This window comes from Ruegeria sp. Ofav3-42, from assembly GCF_022347725.1.
Lineage (GTDB): Bacteria > Pseudomonadota > Alphaproteobacteria > Rhodobacterales > Rhodobacteraceae > Ruegeria.
Genome location: NZ_JAKRGB010000015.1, coordinates 52,372 through 73,513 on the forward strand (window position 1 = coordinate 52,372; position 21,142 = coordinate 73,513).

7 protein-coding genes are annotated in these 21,142 nt (G+C 58.1%); 5 read left to right on the forward strand and 2 right to left on the reverse strand.

The window, feature by feature from the left end; translation table 11 throughout:
* The first annotated feature begins 538 nt into the window (after window positions 1-538).
* The 3 genes from MHN28_RS19290 (at window position 539) to MHN28_RS19300 (ending at window position 16,137) form a co-directional block, all read left to right on the forward strand.
* On the forward strand, window positions 539-13,741 hold the full coding sequence (locus MHN28_RS19290; protein ID WP_304622135.1) for an autotransporter outer membrane beta-barrel domain-containing protein: 13,203 nt from the start codon (window positions 539-541) through the stop codon (window positions 13,739-13,741).
* Between the two features lie 18 nt (window positions 13,742-13,759).
* The gene (locus tag MHN28_RS19295; RefSeq protein ID WP_255733407.1) at window positions 13,760-14,239 is read left to right on the forward strand and encodes an invasion associated locus B family protein; all 480 of its coding nucleotides are present in this window, start codon (window positions 13,760-13,762) and stop codon (window positions 14,237-14,239) included.
* A 266-nt stretch (window positions 14,240-14,505) separates the two neighbouring features.
* On the forward strand, window positions 14,506-16,137 hold the full coding sequence (locus MHN28_RS19300; RefSeq protein ID WP_239344208.1) for a bifunctional aspartate transaminase/aspartate 4-decarboxylase: 1,632 nt from the start codon (window positions 14,506-14,508) through the stop codon (window positions 16,135-16,137).
* Between the two features lie 139 nt (window positions 16,138-16,276).
* Here the strand turns inward: MHN28_RS19300 and aspT are convergent, their stop codons facing one another.
* The gene (aspT, locus tag MHN28_RS19305; RefSeq protein WP_255733410.1) at window positions 16,277-17,986 is read right to left on the reverse strand and encodes an aspartate-alanine antiporter; all 1,710 of its coding nucleotides are present in this window, start codon (window positions 17,984-17,986) and stop codon (window positions 16,277-16,279) included.
* 383 nt (window positions 17,987-18,369) lie between these two features.
* On the reverse strand, window positions 18,370-19,272 hold the full coding sequence (locus tag MHN28_RS19310; protein ID WP_239344209.1) for a LysR family transcriptional regulator: 903 nt from the start codon (window positions 19,270-19,272) through the stop codon (window positions 18,370-18,372).
* 131 nt (window positions 19,273-19,403) lie between these two features.
* Here MHN28_RS19310 and MHN28_RS19315 point away from each other — a divergent pair, with 131 nt between their 5' ends.
* Window positions 19,404-20,267: an MBL fold metallo-hydrolase gene (locus MHN28_RS19315; RefSeq protein WP_239344210.1), complete on the forward strand. Its 864-nt coding sequence runs from the start codon at window positions 19,404-19,406 to the stop codon at window positions 20,265-20,267.
* Between the two features lie 202 nt (window positions 20,268-20,469).
* Window positions 20,470-21,093 (forward strand): TetR family transcriptional regulator, encoded by a 624-nt coding sequence (locus MHN28_RS19320; RefSeq protein WP_370645760.1) that lies wholly within the window; start codon window positions 20,470-20,472, stop codon window positions 21,091-21,093.
* The last annotated feature ends 49 nt before the right edge of the window (window positions 21,094-21,142 follow it).

Below are 21,142 nucleotides of genomic sequence, written 5' to 3' on the forward strand. Positions count from 1 at the left end.
ATCGCAAGTCAAGTGGTGGGACGTCGTGTTCGGGAACTGTAGGGCTTTAGCGGGGAATGAACTTTTGGATTGAACGAAGTAATCGACCCGCAGTCATTACGACAAAATAGAGTAAAAGTGATGTGCGGACAAAGTTGCAACGCGGTGAGTTTGTCTCTACCTCGTCACGCCGCAAATATGGTCGCTGCTCCCAACCAAACCCGGCAGCAATCTTAAATTAGCGTTCCAGATGTTGCATTTGTGCAATCGGCAAGGCGAATCCACAAAAGAGCGAACATAAAAAAGTTAATCTCCTTTTACTTGCGCATATCCTGAACGAGATGTTGATGGGGTTAGGTCGAAAAATAAGTTGTCGCTTTTCAAGAGCGCAGCTTATGCCCGTCGATTTTGGCAAAGTCGGTTGCGGAGTTCACGGGTGAAAACAAAATCAAGCTTCCTAATTTCCGTTTCATTTATTGCTTTGATTTCAACACAGTCGTTGGCAGCCCCAACATCTTCTTCAATAGTTGGCGATACCGTTACCAACCCTGTAACCGGCTTGGATACCACCGTCAGCGCACTGATCGTGGACCCGGCGTCGACTCCGACCGCCGGCACAACGGCCTTTGTGGAAACGGCCGATGGCTACGTTTTTCTGGTGAAAGACGCGGGCGACACAATCTACAACTCCGACAATCCTCCGGTCGCATTCGACATTGTTTCCATAACTGGAACGACAGCTCAAATCAGCAATTCAGGTGCCTCGGGCACGGCCAGTTTATCCACCCAGTTGACCGTTTCGCAGTACAACAGCAGCTTTAACAGTTCCGGCACTCCGGGCAGCGTGACTGCGCCCGTGGACGTCTCGGGACCAAATGGCGTGGACCAGGTTGTCTACGGTCAGGACGGAAGCAACGGCCGCGATGGTGCATTGTTTGTGCCGCCAAGCTCAGGCGGCAACGGTGATCCTGGTCCCCAACAGACAAAAACCCTTAGCGAAGATGTCAACGCGACCAGCAACATTGGATGGCAGATAGGCAGCGTCGGAGGCGACGGCGGGAACGGCGGCGACTCGTATCTGAGCTTTTGGGACGGGCGTGATGGTGGCGACGGCGGCAAGGGCGGCACAGTCGAGGCGACCCAGGCGAGCGACAGCACCATTCAAACTTCAGGTTCAGGCAACAAGGGTATTTTCGCATTCAGCCGCAGCGGTGAGGCCGGAAACGGCGGCAGCGGTTTCGCAGCCCCGGGTGGCGGCACCGGCGGACACTCGGCAGACGGGGGTAACGTCACCGTCATTCAAGAGGGTACGATTTCGACAACCGGAGATTCGGCCGACGGCATCTACGCGCTTAGCGTTTCGAACAACGGCGGCAACGGCGGCTCTCAGTGGGGGTTGGTCGGGTCCTCTGGTGACGGCGGATATGGAGGCAACGGCGGAACTGTAACTGTCGACACCGAGACTGGCGCCAGCATATTGACGACTGGGGATTACGCGAACGGTATCTACGCCCAGTCCGTCGGCGGGTCGGGCGGGTCCGCGGGCACAAGCGGGAACCTTTTGGTGTCGCTTATTGGCGGCGCGGACAATGGCGGCAATGGCGGTGAGGTGAATGTCTCGCACGCTGGTGCAATTGAAACCAGAGGCGATTTCTCGCGTGGGATCGTTGCGCAGTCTGTTGGCGGCGGCGGCGGTTCGGGCGGAACCGCAGGCGGATTGGTTTCGTTGTCGCTTGGCGGCGTCGGTTCGAACGGCGGCAGCGGCGACGATGTCAGCGTCAAAGTCGAGGGGACCGGCACTATTCTGACGTCGGGAACCGGCGCAGACGGCGTCATGGCGCAATCCATCGGCGGCAGCGGTGGGACCGGTGCAAACTCATACGGACTTGTCGCAATCGGCGGGACCGGGTCCAGAGGCGGATCAGGCGCCGCAGTCAGTGTCAGCAATTTTGGAAGCATCGTGACAGGCGGCGACGGTGCACGCGGGATAATTGCGCAATCCATCGGCGGAGGCGGCGGTGACGGCGGATCGTCCGGCGGTATGGTGTCTGTTGGGGGCAACGGCAGTGGCGGCGGCGCCGGTTCGGATGTGACCATCGTGAATGACGGGATCATCACCACAACCGGAGACGATGCGATGGGCATTCTGGCCCAGTCCATCGGCGGCGGTGGCGGCAATGGCGGATCGTCCGGGGCTGTTGGCGCATTCGTTGGTGTAGCAATCGGCGGTGACGGTGGTAGCGGCGGCGCAGGTGGTAACGTCAACGTAACGTTGTCCAACACCGACAGCACGCAACCGTCATCCATCCAAACGTCGGGTGATCGCTCGACGGGTGTTTTTGCCCAATCAGTCGGCGGCGGTGGCGGCAATGGCGGTGGTGCCGTTTCAGTCGCCGTCGGCGCATTTGGGGCGGCGTCGATTTCGGTTGGTGGCTCCGCTGGTGATGGCGGGAATGGCGGAGAAGTCACTCTGACCGGCAGCAATACCGCATCTGTACAAACTGGCGGGGATGACTCCGTTGGGATCTTGCTTCAATCCGTCGGCGGTGGCGGCGGTAATGGCGGATATGCCGTTTCAGTCGCAGTATCTGGCGGTCCGGTTTCCGGATCACTGGCCGTTGGGGTTGGCGGAGACGGCGGCACGGGCGGCATAGGCGGGCCTGTTACCGTTGGCCAATTCAACAGCAGCGGTGTTGGCACGGCTGCGGGTTTCGAAGGCACAGTCGTCACTACCGGCAACCGCTCGACCGGTATGTTGTTCCAGTCCGTCGGCGGCGGCGGCGGAAACGGTGGCTTGGCAGTGGCCGCAACCGGAGGTGCCTCAGCGCTGTTTTCCGGAAATGTCTCTGTTGGTCTCGGCGGTCAGGCCGGCAGCGCCGGGGACGGTGGTCTCGTACGGGTCTATACCGATGCGGATATAACGACGACGGGCACGAACTCCAGCGGGATGATCGCGCAATCGGTCGGAGGCGGCGGCGGAAACGGCGGTGGCAGTATCGCCGCCGGGATCAGCGCAAGCGCAGGCGCTGCGGTAGGAATTAACGTAGGCGTCGGCGGTGACGGCGGCGGCGCAGGAATTGGCGGTGACGTCACCCTGATTGCTGGCGGCAATACAATTGAAACCAGTGGAGCATTCTCCAGCGGTGTCGTCGCACAGTCCGTTGGCGGCGGTGGCGGCAATGGCGGTTACAGCGTCGGGGCCAGCGCTGATTTCGGCGGTGCGGCGGCGGGATCTGTTAGCGTAGGTCTTGGCGGAAAAGCAGGCGGCGGCGGCGCGGGCGGCGCGGTGACCGCACAGGTTGACGCAAATGTCACAACGCGTGGCGACGATTCCGGTGCTGTGATCGTGCAATCCATCGGCGGCGGTGGCGGCAACGGCGGGTTCAGCGTTGCGGCTGGCCTGGCTGCGGGTGGTGCAGGTGCCGGGACTGTTGATGTCGGTCTTGGTGGTGACGGTGGCAGCGGCGGCATCGGCGGGACTGTAACAGGTGTTCGTGTCAACGGCGATGTTCGCACCGAAGGGCTGCGCTCGACCGGGGTGGTGATCCAATCCATCGGCGGTGGCGGCGGCAATGGCGGGTTCAATGTCACTGCAGGTGTCGCAGCTGCGGGCGCTGGAGCTGGTTCGATCGGAGTCGGTTTGGGCGGCGACGGTGACATAGGCGGCAACGGTGGAATTGTCGAAGGCCAGGTCGCAGGAAATGTCACAACGCTTTCCGACGCCTCGAGCGGCGTCGTGTTCCAGTCCATCGGCGGCGGCGGCGGCAATGGCGGCTTCAATGTCACGGCCGGGATCGCAGGCGCGGGTGCTGGCGGCGGTGCCGTCACGGTGGGCCTTGGCGGCGACGGATCAGGTGGCGGGATCGGCCAATCGGTAACCGGGCGTGTCACAGGGACAGTCACCACTGGTGGTGTAGATTCCACGGCCGTGTTGGCGCAATCCGTCGGTGGCGGCGGCGGCAATGGCGGTTTTAACGTCAGCGCCTCACTGGCTGGCGCAGGTGTGGCCAGCGGCGCGGTTTCGGTTGGGCTTGGCGGCGATGCTGGCAGCGGAGCGGTCGGTGGATCGGTCGATCTGACGACAACAAAAGATATCAACACCACCGGGGACCGGTCGTCCGGCGTGGTCGCCCAATCCATCGGCGGCGGCGGCGGTAATGGGGGCTTTAACATTTCAGGCACCGGCAGCGGTGCGGGTGTTGGCTCAGGTGCAGTCAGCGTCGGTTTGGGCGGCACTGGTGCGGGTGGCGGCAATGGCGGCACTGTCTCACTAACTTCGAACGGGATGATCGAAACTCAGGGTAACTCGGCCACAGCATTTCTGGCCCAATCTGTCGGCGGCGGCGGCGGTAACGGCGGCTTCAACGTCAGTGCCTCAGTCCAAGGATCGGGCACCGGGGGCGGCGCTGTCTCCGTTGGTCTGGGCGGCTCGGGTGCAGGCGGAGGTGATGGCAACACAGTTGTCGCCACGTCCAACAACACAGTAAGAACCCAAGGCGATCAATCGTCTGGCGTCGTGGCGCAGTCCATCGGCGGCGGCGGCGGAAATGGCGGTTTCAACGTTGCTCCGGTCTTGTCCGGTGCGGGTGTCGGCAGCGGCGCGGTAAGCGTCGGGCTTGGCGGTTCGGGCGATACGGGCGGCGACGGCGGCAATGTTACGTTAACGTCAAACGGAAGCATAGAAACCAATGGATTTGCCTCAAGCGGCTTTGTAGCGCAGTCGCTCGGAGGCGGTGGCGGCAATGGCGGATTTAACGTGTCTACGACCGTATCCGGTGCGGGTGTCGGAGCGGGTTCGGTATCGGTTGGCCTGGGCGGTTCGGGTGACGGAGGTGGCGACGGCAACCAGGTCACGGCCAGCGCTACGGCAGATGTGTGGACCAAAGGTGATGCATCGGTCGGTATTCTGGCTCAATCCGTCGGCGGCGGCGGCGGAAACGGTGGCTTTAACGTCTCGCCTGCTCTTGCAGGTGCAGGCACGGGCTCGGGCGCAATCAGCGTCGGTCTGGGTGGTTCGGGCGGCGGCGGCGGCAATGGCGACATCGTAGGCCTGACGGTTGCAAACAATGTTCAGACCGAAGGTGCGCAGTCGAGCGCGATCGTCGCGCAGTCGATTGGTGGCGGCGGCGGCAATGGCGGACTCAATGTCTCTGCTTCCGTCGGCGGAGCGGGTACCGGCTCTGGTTCAGCAGCCGTCGGCCTGGGCGGTCGCGGCACAGGCGGCGGTGATGCGTCTGCGGTCACTGCGAATGTCACCGGGAATATCGTGACATTGGGAGAAACTTCGACCGGTTTGTTGGCGCAGTCTGTCGGCGGCGGCGGCGGCAATGGCGGTATGAACATCTCAGTCGCCGTTGCGGCTGCAGGAACCGGATCGGGCGGCGCATCGGTTGGCCTTGGCGGCGCATCGGGTACAGGCGGCGATGGCGGAACTGCCGAAGCGACTTTGACCGGGAACGTTTCGACTCAGGGCGGTGACTCCGGCGGCGTCATCGTTCAAAGCCTTGGTGGCGGTGGCGGAAACGGCGGCATGAATGTCTCGGCCACCGTCACGGTGGCTGGCACCGGCAGCGGCGGCGCATCTGTTGGACTTGGCGGCAGCGGCGGCAGCGGCGGTAATTCAGATACGGCCAAAGGTACGGTGGTTGGCAACGTCACAACGGCTGGAGACAACTCTGGCGGTGTTCTGGTGCAATCTGCTGCAGGCGGCGGCGGCAATGGCGGGCTGAATGTCTCGGCAGCCGTGAACCTGTCGGGCACCGGCGGCGGAGCAGTCGGGGTCGGCATAGGTGGCTCTGGTGGGGATGGCGGCAATGCCAGCTCGGCCACGGGTTCGGTTACCGGAGATGTTACGACGGCTGGCGAGAATGCAACCGGCGTTCTGGTTCAATCCGTTGGCGGCGGTGGCGGCAATGGCGGTCTCAACATCTCGGGCGCGGTTAGCATTGCCCGCACCGGATCTGGCGCAGCTGGTATCGGTGTCGGCGGGTTCGGCGGCAGCGGTGGCACAAGCGGCGTGGTCGACAACACCTACGCGGGCAATGTCAGCACCACCGGTACGCGCTCTGCCGGCATTGTTGCACAAAGCCTCGGCGGCGGCGGCGGCAATGGTGCTACCAACATTTCTGGCGCAATTTCCGTCGCCAGCAATTTCTCGGGCGGCCTTGGCATCGGTGTTGGTGGATTTGGCGGCGATGGTGGCGCTGCGGCCAGTGTTACGCAACAAGTCACCGGGAACGTCACGACAACGGGCGACGACTCGGTCGGCATGCTGACGCAGAGCCTTGGCGGCGGCGGCGGCAATGGTGGCACAAACATCTCGGCCGCCCTGTCCCTGTCTCGAACAACGAACGCAGCCGTGGGAATTGGCGTCGGCGGGTTTGGCGGCGGCGGCGCAAATGCCGGTACGCTGGTCCAATCGACGATCACAGGCGGCGTAAGAACCGAAGGCGACCGCAGTACAGGTATCCTGACGCAGAGCCTTGGCGGCGGCGGCGGCAATGGCGGCACAAACATCTCGGCATCGCTGGGGATCAGTCAGCAAAACGGGGGCTCAATCAGCCTGGGTGTTGGCGGCTTCGGCGGCGGGGCTGGCAATGGCGGCAATGTAACAAGCACGCTCCGGTCCAGCACTGGCACTAGCGGCACAACTTCGATTGTTACGACGGGTTCGGACAGCATCGGCGTCATGGCTCAGTCCGTTGGTGGCGGAGGCGGCAACGGCGGCCTCAACGTATCCGGCGCGGTCAGCCTGACTGGCAAGTCCGGTGCTGCGGTTGGTCTGGGCCTTGGCGGCTTTGGCGGCGGCGGCGGTGATGCCGGTACGGTCTCACTGGACGTAGAAAGCGATGTGGTAACCGCAGGTGACGGATCCCACGGCTTGTTCGCTCAAAGCCTTGGCGGCGGCGGTGGAACTGGCGGTGTGAACATCTCGGGCACTTTGTCTCTTACAAAACCATCCGGATCCGATACGATTTTCTCAGTCGCCGCCGGCGTCGGCGGGTTCGGTGGATCGGGCGGTGACGCAAGCTCGGTCGATCTGGACTACACCGGAAGCGTTCAGGCGGTTCCGATGGTCCAGCAAACAGATGGCTCTTTCGCAGTTGATGAAAGCAAAGGTGCCAGCGGCATCATCGCGCAGTCCCTAGGCGGCGGCGGTGGTAACGGTGGTACCAACGTGTCGGGCGGTCTGGCGATTAGCGGAAAACCCGGCGCGGGCCAGACAGACAGCAGTAAGTCCTATGCGGTCGTCGTTGGCGTTGGCGGTTTTGGCGGCGGCGGCGGTGATGCCGGAAACGTCGAAGTAGATATCGGCGCCGGAAGCACGATCAGGGCGCATGGCACCGGTCAATCCGGATTGCTGGCCCAATCCCTTGGCGGCGGCGGCGGCAATGGCGGGATGAACGTGTCCGGAGGGATCGTCTCGGACAGTTCGCTGATTGTTGGCGTTGGCGGATTTGCAGGGGATGGCGGCAAGGCAGGTGAAGTGAAGGTTACATCGCAGGCCGATATCACGGTGACGACCAATCCTGACGACATCTCGATCCCGGACGACACAACATTTGAAGACAAGCTGCGCGATTTCCTCGGGGACACAATCGTCGACGAGACCGAAGAACTGGCTTCGACCTTCGGGCTGGAGCGTTTGTTCATAGATATGGGTGTCTTCAACGAAGAAAAGCAGGATACCGATGGCTCGGCTGGTCTTATGGCGCAATCCATTGGCGGCGGCGGTGGTAACGGCGGCCTGAACGTTTCTGGGGGTATTGCGCTCAGCAAAGACGGCAAGATTCCCTCCGTGACCTTTGGTGTCGGCGGTTTTGGTGGCGACGGCAACGTTTCGGGCAATGTGACCGTGGACCATACCGGCAGCGTTTCGGTCGCAGGCAACTGGAAACACGGCGTTCTGGCGCAGTCTATCGCGGGCGGTGGCGGCAACGGTGCGTTGAACGTGACCGGACAGTTGAACTATGGCGATTCCAACAATTCAGACGGTAAGACCGATCTGAGTATCGTTGGCGGACTGGGCGGTCACGGTGGCACTGGCGCGGATGCGGGTGATGTATCGGTCACGCAAACCGGTGGTATTTCGACAAATGGCTACCATGCCCGCGGTGTCTTTGCGCAAAGCATTGGCGGCGGAGGCGGCACTGGTGGGATCAACGCAACCTTTGTCGGCACCAAGGACAGCTCGCCTATCGCTATGGGCATTGGCGGCTTTGGCGGCGGCGGCGGTGATGCCGGCGACGTAACCGTGGCACGCGGTACCTCGGGCGCGGCAGCCGGCACCATCCAGACTGACGGCGTCGGGTCGCACGGTATCGAGGCCTCAAGCATCGGCGGCGGCGGCGGTGATGCCGGGATCAATGCGGTGGTAGGCATCAGCAAAACCACCGGCAGCAAAAGCAACGGCGGCACCGGCGATTCAACCGACCGCAAAACGCCGACCAACACGGGCGTCGATGACTCTGTGATCGCGAATTACAACGCGGTTCTGGATGAGTTGGAAGGCAAAGTGAATCCCGCAGACTCATCCGGTAGTAAAACTGGTGTTTCGGCTGTAATCGCCATCGGCGGTGATGCCGGAACCGCAGGCGACGGCGGTACTGTAGATGTCGATCACTACGGCGATGTCATCACCCTGCAAGACAGCAGCCACGGGATATTCGGTCAGTCCATCGGTGGCGGCGGCGGTAACGCTGCCCTGAACCTTGGCATGACCTATGAACTTGCTTCGGATGCAACCAACAAAGGCTTTGGCCTGGCCATTGGCGGCGGAACCGGCGAAGGCGGCATTGGTGGCTCGGTTGATGTTCGCAACACTGGGGATATCACTACCAGCGGCGCTGACTCTCATGGTCTGTTCGCCCAGTCTGTTGGCGGCGGCGGCGGTAACGCGGGCTACAACTCTGCCTCGACTTCAGTAGATGGCGGCAACGTGAACATTCAGATCGGTCGGACAGGTGGCACCGGCGGAAGCGGTGGCAATGTCTATGCGAGTTCGAACGGCATCATTCGCACTTCAGGCGACCGCTCTTACGGCTTCTTCGCTCAGTCCATCGGCAACGGCGGCGGAAATTCATCGTCGACTTCTATCAGTATAGGCACGCCGAAGACTGGCGACAGCAAAGGCAACAAGGCCAGCCTGTCCGTTGGGCTTGAAGGCGGCATCGGAGGCGCATCGGGCGACGTTACGGCTGTGGTCGCGGGAACTGTAGCCACGGAAGGTTCGGATGCCCACGCCGTGTTTGCCCAGTCCGTTGGCGGCGGAGGTGGCAATGGCGGCAAGGCCAGCAACTCTGCCGGTAAGGGCACGTCCGTCGCGCTTTCCATTGGCGGCACTGGTGGCACCGGTGGTGTAGGCGGCAAAGTCGACGTTTCCAACACAGCACGGGTTGCGACCTCGGGGGACCGGTCGGTTGGTTTGATGGCGCAATCCATCGGTGGCGCGGGTGGCACCGGCGGTATGGTGCAGGCGGGCCAGTCGAACCTCGATACGATCAAGGCTGTGGTCAGCCCTTCGACGGTTGGCACAACCATATCGGTCAACATTGGTGGCACAGGTGGCGACGGAATGACGTCGGACACGGTGACTGTCGTCAGCGACGGTATCATCACGACTGAGGGCACGATGTCTCATGGAATTTACGCACAGTCAGTCGGTGGCGGCGGCGGTATGGGTGGTCTGGTCGAAAACCGGATTATCAGCCTGCGCAAAGACATCGGTAACACGGCGACGCTGTCCATCGGTGGCAATGGTGGGACCGGAGCAATGTCTGCAGCTGTTTCCGTCACCAACCGCAACGTAATCCAGACGGCAGGCGACAAGTCCATTGGCATCTACGCGCAGTCTGTCGGTGGCGGAGGCGGAGATGCGCAACAGGTGCGCAATATCATCCTGGGCCGGTCCTCGGACGGAGCTACGACAAACGCCATTCTGATCGGCGGCTCTGGTGGCACCGGCGGGTCCGGCAGCGCGGTGACCGTCGTCAACGAAGCAAATGCCGCCATTCGCACGACCGGAAAGGAAAGCCATGGCATCTTTGCGCAGTCCATCGGTGGCGGCGGAGGCAATGGTGGCTCAACGATCTCGGTCGACGGGCGTTATGGCGGGGCCGAGGCCAGCACGCGGCGGGCCTTGCAATTTGGCCTCGGTGGATCGGGTGGCACGGGCGGAACTGGCGGCATTGTGTCAGCAACCAATACCGGGACGATCGTGACAACAGGTGAAGGTGCTCACGGTATCTTTGCGCAATCCATCGGTGGCGGTGGTGGTAACGGAGGCAGCTCGATCACCGGGACGCTGCGCCTGAAGACGGGCGACAGCAGCTCTCCGACTGCGCAGCTGAACATCGGCGGCTCAGGCGGCACCGGCAATGTTGCAGGCAACGTGGTCGTCACGAACAGCGGCGACATCCGCATCGATGGTGCGGGTGCATATGGCATCATGGCACAGTCCGTTGGCGGTGGCGGAGGTAACGGCGGATTGGCCGTCGCTATGGATGTCAATGACATCAAGAACACCATGACCGGCAAGTCCTACTCGAAGATCGCCATTGGCGGATCCGGAGGGGATGGCGCCGATGGCGGCGATGTTACGGTCAACCACACCGGCTCCATTGTCGTGAACGCTGAAAACGGATTTGGCATCTATGCGCAATCCGTCGGCGGCGGCGGCGGCAATGCCGGGTATTCGGTGTCCTCCCCGCTGGTTTCGGCGCTGGACTACACGATCTCGCAGGCGTTGGGCGCGCGCGAAGGGTCGACCGGCACAGTGGGCACCGTAACTGTCAATTCGACCGGAGACATTCTGGTCACCGGTACAGGCAGCGAAGCCGTGTTTGGCCAGTCCGTGAACGGAGGCGGTGGCAATGTGAACACTTCTGTCGATTTCACCGGAACGACGGCTGGCGCAACCGGCACTGTGGTCCGCAGCGATATCGCACTGGGGGGCGATGACGTGTCAGGCATGGCCGGCAATCAGGTTACGCAGTCGCACAACGGCAACATCGCCACAACAAGCAAAATGTCGACGGCCCTGATGCTGCAGAGCGTCGGTGGCGGCGGCGGTAAGTCCGCGACCACAGTGAATATTCAGGACGGCGACGGTATAGACATCACCGCGCGTCTGGGTGCGATAAATACGAACGACGCGAGCGGAGGTAACGTGGATGGTGATCGGACAGGCGATGTGGGCACCGATGGCGCATTCTCGTCTGCAGGTACGACACAGTCCATTGGCGGCGGCGGCGGTAAGCTGGTTCTGAACAGCGAAAGTAACGGCGGCGCAAGTACCGACCAGAGCGCGTCAATCATTCTTGGTGCCGATCCCAGCTTCCGAAACAATGGCGGTGATATCAATCTGTCCCTGAACGGCAACATTTTCACCAGTGGTGATTACGCCTTTGGTCAAAGCGTCCAAAGCATCGGTGCTGGTGGTGGTGAAGCTGTTGTCTCTGGTTTGGGGCGCGTCGACGTAACGCTTGGCGCGCAGGATGACTCCACCGGTGACGGTGGAAGCATCGACACCGCCAATACTGGTGATGTCACCACCACCGGGAAAGGCTCGCACGGGTTTGTTCTGCAAAGCATCGGTGGTGGAGGCGGCCTTGTTTCCACCGACGTTGACCCCAGCCAGGTTTCAGTGAATCTGTCTGCAGCCAATGGTGGCGACGGCGGCGATATCAAGTTCGCTCAGAACGGCAACATCATGTCGACCGGAGAAAATTCGATTGGCGTCATTGCTCAATCTCTGGGTGGCGGTGGTGGCATCGTCGACTCGATTTTCCGCGGTTCGGCAGGTGGCGTCGGCTCGGGTGGTGCCATTGATCTGACTCTGGATGGAAACGTCCTTTCGGTTGGTGAAGGAGGTATCGCAGTCTTCGCACAATCGAAAGGGCGCGACGGGGCCGACACAATGGCACTTGGATTGGACGGCGTCGTCATGGGCGGCACCGGTCAGGCGGACTCGGTGGCTTCGATCATCTTGGACGGTGGCACCAACAATGTTCTGACTTTGTCTGAGAACTCTGTCCTGCTTTCGAGAAACGATCAGCTGTTGAATGCCAGCGAAGGCAACGATCAGGTCTCGCTTGCGGGCCAAGCGCTTGGGAACCTGAACCTTGGTGCGGGTACGAACGGACTGACGATCGAGGAAGGTGCAACATTCTACGCACTGGATACCGTCAATCTGGGTGCCGCCGGACAAATGCAGGTGAATGGCAACCTGGTTTTGGGGAGCAATTGGAGCCTTAACGGAAGTTTGTCCCCAACAGTTCAGTCAACGAACTTCACATTCAGTGAGAATGTCAGTCAGGTCACGAACGTCACTGGAAGTCTTGCATTTGGTGCGACGGCAACATCTGTTTTCGACGTGTACTTCCTGACCTCGGGAGCATCGGGCGGCCGTAGCGACCTGATCAATGTCTCAGGGGACGCCACGATGGGCGGGACTCTGACACCCCAGCTCAATACGCTTCAACGCGCCCTGCCCCTGGTCATTATCAATCCTGAAGGAACCGCTTCGGATGCCGGAACGACCATTCAGGACACGGTTGTTCTGGATTACTCGATTGGCCTGAACGGCTCGACTTCAGATGGCAGTTCGATAGACCTCGTGATTACACCGGACTACTCGACACCGGGCATGAACGCGAACCAGGCTGCGATCGGGGATTACATCAACCGGGTTCTGAACGGACAAGGATCGGCTGCGCAAGGTGAGTTGTTCGCGTTGATCGGCAACATGCAGACAGAGGCCGAAGTCATTAACGCAATCAACAGCTTCACAACTGCAGACTACGCTGCAGATGCGGTGGATGCGTATTACGGCACACGTGTTTTTGCCCTCACTCTGCACAATTGCGAACGTTACACTGAATACCAATCAGGAGACGATCCGCGTCGCTGCGTCTGGTTCGCGGGCGGAAGGTCCTTCTTTGACCGCGAGCAGACCGGAATTTATGACGAGTTGGACATCAACAATACCAACCTGTCCGCAGGCTTCCGCCTGCCGGTCGGGGATGACCTCTACGCCGGATTTGCTCTGGGCTATGATCAGATCAGTCTTCGCAACGGGACACAGTACAACGCCACAGGTGATCGCTATAGCCTCGGAGCGTCGCTCACCAAGTATATCGACTCTTGGGAACTCGCCGCGATGCTCTCTGGTGGGTGGTCCGATTATGATACCGTTCGTTCGGGCGGGATCAGTGGAACCCTGCCCAACGGAACGGTTGTCGACACAATCGGTGTCAGCTCGATCAAGCACAAGATGAACCACCAAAACCTGCGCCTCAGCCTTGCCTACGATTACAGGTTTGCTGGCGGCAAATCTTACCTGAAGCCGGAACTTGCGTTGGATGCAACTCGCCTGGCAACAGAAGGCAACAGTCAGGCAACCTTGTCCGGGGTGTCGCTTCAGGACAGCAGCGACATGATCTATTCGATGACACCGTCGCTTGAAATCGGGACGGAACAGTATCTCACGTCCACGCAGAAACTGCGCGCAAGTCTCCGTGCAGGTGCCATAATCTCGTCTCATGACACGGTTTCGGTCAGCGCAGGATTTTCGGGTGCAAGTTCTGCCGACGGCGGGTTTTCCAACACCAGTTATATTGGCAACAAGCAAGGTCTGGTGTCTGCGGAATTGGGCATCTACGCTATGGATGACAGCAGTTTCGTAAATCTCAATCTCGATCACATGTTCGGGGATTCCACCGAAAGCCTGCAAGTCAGCCTGGGGATCGGGATCAAATTCTAATCAATGAGGTACAGCAGCATGAGAATCTGGAAATGCGCCGCGGCGTTGTCGTTTGGATTGATACAACCCGTCCTCGCACAAGAGAATGCAACGCCCCCCTGGTCGATCAATTGCAGCAATCTGGGAACAGGCACGGAACTTGTCTGTGAAATGACACAGAGCATTGTTTTAAGTGAAAACAATCAGAGACTGGCCTCGATCGCGTTTGTGAAATCGGCGGGCAATGACGAAACCGAAGCAGTTCTTACCCTGCCCTTTGGTTTGCTTTTCAGCGATGGGTTAACCGCAAAGGTCGATACGTCCGAGGTGGCCAAACTGGAGTTCCTGACCTGCGAAGCGCAAGGCTGTTTTGCCCGTTCTGCGGTGTCATCGGAATGGATAGCATCAATGCGCGCCGGCAAGCAGTTGACGATTGAGGCCAGAAACACGAACGAGGAACCCATTACCTTTGGCTTTGACCTTACCGGGTTTACTCAGGTTTCGGATCTTCTGCCGTAAGGCGCTGACCATAGCATAAATCCTGACCACTCCCGCAGGCTGCCAAATGCCCGGCATTAGAATTGCAACTTCTGCCTAAAGCCTCGCTGCTCGAAACCGAGTGAACGCGCCACTAAATCAATTGGTGGGCACAGTGCGGGCTTAAGCCTCAAGCCCGCGCCATAGTCTTGCGATTGCCGCACAAGACTTTCGGTTTACAGACGCGCCGATCCGTTCTTACTATCAAATTGCTTTATTCCAATGTTTACAATCATGGGTGGCATTCGATGTCAGAGACTCTGAATTTACACAAGTTCGAAAACCTTAGTCCGTTTCAAATCAAAGATGAGCTTATTAAACTGGCAAAGAAAGAGTCGCGCGCCACGACGTTGCCTTATCTGAACGCCGGACGGGGTAATCCAAACTGGATTGCCACAAAAGCGCGAGAGGCGTTCTTCCTACTTGGCCAGTTCGCAATGACCGAGGCGCAACGTGACCGATATGAAGCTCAGGTGGGTTTGGCGGGCATGCCACAGGGTCCGGGGTGTTATGACCGGCTGAAGGCGTATTGCGCAGCTTCTGAAGAACAAACCACGCCCCCCGGGGCTGAAACGCTCATCGCTGCTGTAGATTTCGCCATACAGAAATTCAAATTCGACCCAGATGCCTTTGTGCTTGAACTTACTGACGGTATTGTCGGCGATCATTATCCGATGCCGGATCGCTGCCTCGTCCATAATGAAACGATTGTCCACGAATACCTGATGTGGGCGATGTGCGCAGGGAATCGACCAAAAGCAAAGTTTGACCTATTTCCCGTCGAGGGCGGGACAGCGGCAATGTGTTATATCTTCAAGTCACTAAAAAACCAAAGGCTGCTAAATGCCGGAGACACAATTGCATTGGGCACGCCGATCTTCACCCCTTATCTCGAGATGCCGGTGCTCGAAGACTATTCCCTGAACGTCGTGGATGTCTCTTCCAAAGAAGAAGAACACTTTCAACTGACGGACGAAGATCTGGAAACCCTTGCGGAGCCAAAAGTCAAAGCCCTGTTTCTGGTAAATCCTGGCAACCCGTCGGCGGTCGCCATCAGTCCGGAAGCGCTTAAAAGGCTGGTCGATTTTGTCAAAACACGCCGGCCGGATCTGATTATCCTCACGGATGATGTCTACGGAACTTTCGTCCCGAATTTCGAGTCTGTGATGGGCCACCTGCCAGAAAACACGATCGGGGTTTATTCCTACTCCAAATACTTCGGATGCACCGGATGGAGATTGGGAACGATCGTGATCGCCCAGAACAATATCTTCGACAAAATGATTGCCGAAGCACCTGCTGAAACCAAGGCCTTGGTCGAAGCTCGATATGAGACCCTGTCGCCAAATCCGGCAGAAATGAAATTCATCGACAGAATTGTGGCTGACAGCAGGGATGTTGCGCTCAACCACACTGCCGGCCTCTCATTGCCGCAGCAAGTCATGATGACCTTGTTTTCGTTGGTTGAGATGATGGATGAGGACAAGGCCTATCAAGCGTTCTGCCGCAGTATTCTGGATCATCGCTTTACCGAACTGGTCGAAGGATTGGGTATTGAGGTTCCCGACAATCCGTATTTCGACAAGTACTACGGGATCATCGATTTTGAGTTCTGGCTTAGAAAATACGTCGGCCAAGAGGTGGTGGAATGGATCAAGGAAAACGTCCACCCGCTCGACATCTCATTCAAGCTGGCTCAGGATCACGGGATTGTTTTGCTGAACGGCTCGGGGTTCGACGCGCCCAACTGGTCGGCACGAGTATCCTTTGCGAACCTGGATGACAGCGCATACAGACAAATCGGACGAGCAGTGCGGTCGGTTGCTATCGGTTACGTGCAAGCCTACCGCGCCTCAAAAGGTATGCCGATACACGGTTAGGACAGCGCGCTTAAACAGTAAGCTTGCATGAGTTTAGTCGGAATGGTTAACGGGCGCCTTCTGGCCGATATTTTGGACGGCCAGACAGGTGCGGAAGTGTCCGATGACTAAGCCTTTTTGGTTCTTGTCTTGTACGGATTTAGAAACTTAACGGTACAAAGGCGACTACCAGCGGCCCCCACAAAGTCAGGAAAATATTCGCGACGGCATAGGTCATTGTAAATGCCGGTGTCGGCGTCGAATTGCCTGCCTTTTCCAGCAATGTCGCAAATCCCGGATTGCCGGACCGAGATCCCGTCACAACCGCGCAAGCTTCGATCGGGTTGCGAATACGCAGTACGAAATAATTGATCGGAAACTGAACGATCATCGGCATCAGTGTCACCACCACGCCCAAAAGCAACAGAGTGATCCCGTATTCCTGAATTGCCTGTAGTGCAGGCTGACCGGCATTAAGTCCTACCACGCCAACAAAAACTGCCAAGCCGAAGCTTTGCAAGAAGTTCGCCGCGCCCCGGTTGATACCACCAATCTTTGGACGTCGTATACGCAGATAACCGATGATCAGGCCCGTAACTAGACAACCAAGGCCTGACCCAAGAGCCACCTTCGTTCCGGCGATTAAAAAGCTGATCTCACCGATCAGGTAGCCAACGGCGACTCCGATGCCCAATGCAATGAAATTCGTCACAGACGCCGAGGGCGGAACGTAACCGGCAGCTTTCGCGACGCGATCAAGGTCCTTTTTGTGCCCAACTATGCTGACTTCGTCCCCTGCGTGAATTTCGGTGTCGCGTAGCACGGGAACGTCGTGACCCATGCGGGTGATCTTGGTTATGTGAAACCCGCGTCTTTGATCCGGGGTAAGCGCAGCGCGCAACTCTGCCAGAGTTTTACCAGCCAGCTTATGATTGGTAATAACGACATTCCGCCGTTCTTCCACGATGATGAGTTCAGGTGGATATTCTCCGACCTCAGCGCCTGCAGCCTCTTCAAACCGGGTCAAAGCGGTGATGAGACCTGAAACCACGATCACGTCGCCTGCTTCAAGCGTTGTATCGGGCTTGGGATCAAAGGGCGCTCCGTCGCGTAAAATCCGCTCAACCAATACATCGCTGTCAAAGCCGACTTCGATTTCCTTCATAGACTGGCCCACGATTTTGGCCCCGTCCTGAATGTGATAGGCGCGCGCTTCGAAACGGCTCATGGGAATAAACTCGCCTTCGTCCAGCGTGTGATCACCTCCGCTCAGCTTTTGCGCGAGTTTGATCGCCTCTTGCCGCAAGTCCCAGCGCATCACAATAGGAATAACACTAACCGCCAAAATTGGTCCGATCGACCCGAAGATGTAAGTCACGGAATACCCTACGGCGATATTCGTCTTGAGCTTTTCTGCCTCTTCTGTCGCGAGCCCAAGAAGATCGATTGCATTGCCGGCGGTTCCAATGATTGCGGACTGTGTCAATCCGCCGGCTGCCAAACCCGCTGCCAACCCTTTGTCCAGCCCCGCCCATGTGGCAACGACAACGACGAAGAAAAGCCCCCAGAGCGTCATCATAAACGCCGCAAAAAGCTTTGTCAGAGCGGTACGGTTCAACGCCGCAAAAAACTGCGGTCCGCCATTGTAGCCAACCATAAAAATAAACAGTGAAAAGAATACATTCTGAACATCGGCACTTAGGTTTATTCCGCCTATCTGGCCCACAAGAACTGCAACGATCAGAGTTCCCGCTATCCCGCCCAGTTCAAATTTGCCAATTTTGAATTTGCCCACGCCGTATCCAAGGCCCAGACACAAAAAAAGCGCCATAATAGGAAACGAACGAAGCTGGTCCGCAAGTACTTCCATAGATACAACCTCAATCGTAGGCTCGATACTATCTTCAACCGACGGGGCAGATCAGATCGTTGCTGATATTCACCCATCTAAATTATTGCGCCGGGTCGAAAACAGGTAAACACCGACAATGGTTTCGGTCAATCTATTGCTTTCTTTGGGACTAATCTTTGATCTTAATGCCAGACTACTGACACCTTTTGTGGATGGTCGAGCCGAAAACTGGTCAAGGAAAGTTCCACATAAACCCTCGGTAGTTGATCTCTGCTCGCTCGGAAGTTTTAAATAGAGATTCTTCGTCATCTACAGAAGGAGCACTAACCGCCAGCCATGTAACCAAGGATAGCTGCTCTGTCGCGCAGAACTGAAGAGCGGGACCGACCCACAGATGCCTTTTACGCCAGTTCTTTCCGCATGTAGTCGTGAAAAAGCTGCGCGAACCGCTGTGTGGCGGTCGATCTGTACTGAGTTGGGGGGTAGACCGAATAGATCCCTCCGGACGGAAGTGACCAATCTGGCAGAAGCTGGATCAGTGATTTGTCCGCAAGTTCTTTGCGAACGTAGAAATCTGGCAGGATCGAGATACCGGCGCCCTCAAGCGTCATGGCTTTGATGGCTGGCGTCACATCGGCGGACAAGGCACGTGTCATCTCTATATCTGCTGTTTCGCCAGATGCCGCCGAAAAGCGCCAGCGGAGCGGATTGGACAAAGCCTGATGCTCTATAAACGGAAACTTCTCCAAGTCACTCGGCGATTTTGACTCTCCCATCTCCTCTGCCAACCTGACAGAGGCGACCACGATTTGCCGAAACCCGGCTATTTTACGCGCGATATTTGCTGAATCGGCCAGCCACCCAACCCGGTACGCTATGTCAAATCGGGCTTCGACCGGGTCCATGCGCGTATCACTCAGCATCAGATCTATTTTGACTGCCGGGTAAGCTCTCCGAAAACTCGCCACCACCGGAGCGACATACTCAGAGCCCAAATCAAGAGGTGCCGTGATGCGCAATGTCCCGGAAGGTTCCGCGCTGCCACGACGCACCATAGCATAAGCCTCCTCTGCCTGGGCCACGGACGCCTGTGCTGCCGAGTAGAACGAATGGCCGATTTCGGTCAGGTTCAGATGGCGCGAATTCCGAACAACCAGAGTTGCCCCCAACTCTTCTTCCAGTAGCTGCAATTGCTTGCTGACAACTGCCTTGCTCACACGCATGCGATCTGCTGCGGCCGTAATGGTTCCCGCCTCGGCTATGGCGACAAAGTACTCCAAACGGTTCAAATTTGATTTTTCCATCTATTGTCATCTTTTAGTTGACGCTATGTATTCATAATACGTATTTAGATGACATCTTCGACTCCTTATTTGTGGCTCACCAGGTAACCGCGACATCAGTGGAAGGTTGCCGCCTGACAAAGGAGATGAAGATGAAATCAATCCTGACCACGACCGCCGCCATGTTGCTTTCAACAGCTGCATTGGCTGCGGACCTGAACATCACCCATTTCACCCCCAACGAGGGCAGCCTGTTTCCGGTTTCTTCGAATGTGATCGAGGGGCCGAATGAGGTGCTGTTGGTAGACGCTCAGTTCGAAAAGGATGATGCCGAACAACTGGTGAAGATGATCCAGGCCACCGGCAAACCACTCACGACCGTTTTCATCAGCCACAAAGACCCCGATTTCTATTTCGGGCTGGACACGATCCGCGCGGCCTATCCGGATGTCAAAATACTCGCGACGCCCGAAACGGTGAAAGGAATCGAGAAAACGATCCAGCTCAAATTCGGCTTCTGGGGACCTATTCTGGAGGCCAATGCGCCCTCGGAGCTGATCGTGCCGGACGTGTTGGAGGGAGACAGCCTGACTGTGGATGGTGAAACCATTCAAGTGATCGGCCTGGATGGTCACGATCCTGCGCACACATTCCTTTGGGCCCCGTCCGAAAAAACCGTTCTTGGCGGCGTGGTTCTCTACGAAAACGTTCATGTCTGGCTTGCGGATAACCAGACACCCGAAAGTCGCGACAGCTGGCGTATGACGCTGGATCAGATCACCGCTCTCAACCCCGAGCGCATCATCCCCGGTCACGTCGCTGGTGAAAGTGCCGAGGATGCCAGCATCATCGATTTCACCAAGGAATATGTTGCGGCATTCGAGGCCGCTGCGGAAAAGGCGGAAAACTCGGCCGAACTGATTACTGCGATGCAGGAAGCCTATCCCGACTTCAAAAACGTTGGTGATCTGGAACTCAGCGCGCAGGTTATCACGGGCGAACGCTCCTGGCCCTAAAAACGAAGTTCTCGGCAGGGGACGCCTGTTGAACAACGGGAGTAGTAGGAGTGCCGGATTTTCACCCGGCACTCCATATATCCCAGACAACCGCGAAAACGCCCCGGATTTAAGTTAGTTTTCGCCACATTTTCAAAACAGCTTACCCAGCAGTTTCACCCGCGCCCGAAACTCGAAACAGAAAGAGCTGAGGCGGACCCAGATTCTTGAAGCCGCCCGGCAGGTTGTGAAGACCCTGGTTTTGGATGCCACGATCATGACGGACCTGGCGAAGGAAGCCGGTGTCGTTAAGTCGGCAATGTACCGATACTTCAAAAGCAAAGAGGAAACTCCGGCGTATCTGCCGATCCTGGAAGTAGATAAAATGACAAATGCCTTAAAAAAGGAACTGGCGGGGTGTGCCGATCTTCCGCAGGCCGCAAATTGCTTTGCCAAGGTGATCTCAAAACAGCCGCTGTTCTGTGCATTGTCCAGCGATTTTGCCCGTATTCTGGAACGGAACATCGCGCATGACCGGCTTGTAACGATCAAATATGAGTTTGTGTGCGTTCTTGGCGACTGGGCCGATGCCCTGCTCAAACCGGGTGTCGTTAAGGAAAAGCCCGTGGCCGTCCAATTCATCCGCAGCGCATATGTGGTTCTTGCGGGGCTGTGGCCAATGAAACAGGATCGTCCTGTCGTCCAAAGCGCTGCGAAAGAGGCTGGGCTGGCAGAGAACGCCAGTAGTTTCGAAGACGATTTCTGCGCGCTTCTCGGCTGTCTCGCCAATGGAATGACTGCCCAAAGACAGTTTGCCAAAAAACGTGTTCCTTTGTCGGGACCGTAGTAATGAGCACTTCTTCAAGGGCTTGCCGCCTGAAGCCGGCACACCGCCA